Genomic DNA, 301 nt, shown 5'->3' with positions numbered 1-301 from the left:
CCTAAATCGATCCCGATCAGCGATACCGTGTCCATAATGACCTCCCAATAAGGAAACAACCCGATCAGCGTAAGCCGATCGGGTTGTTTCGGTCAGGCTGACCATCTCATTAATGCGGACAGGTTCGCCGAAAGTGATTCGCTCCAACAATTCCCGCCCCAGCCGCTTCGCATCCCTGTACCACACCTCGCATCGACGGCGTGCTCCACGCCGCTTGCTTCCAAACTTTGCCATCCCTCCTCAACCGAGTGTCCCAAATGGCAGATCCTTTCAATATTCGCGGGTTTGGCCCCGTGCCGAA

General features: G+C 55.5%; 1 protein-coding gene. It reads right to left on the bottom strand.

Annotated elements, in window-relative coordinates; all coding sequences use genetic code 11:
- Positions 1-234 (bottom strand): hypothetical protein (locus tag G3O00_RS43175; RefSeq protein WP_206146652.1); only part of this gene is annotated, 234 nt, incomplete at its 3' end.
- Positions 235-301: the final 67 nt, after the last annotated feature.

The sequence above is a fragment of the Burkholderia sp. Ac-20384 genome (assembly GCF_017104605.1).
GTDB classification, from domain to species: Bacteria; Pseudomonadota; Gammaproteobacteria; order Burkholderiales; family Burkholderiaceae; genus Burkholderia; species Burkholderia lata.
This window is presented reverse-complemented; position numbering and strand designations above follow the sequence as displayed.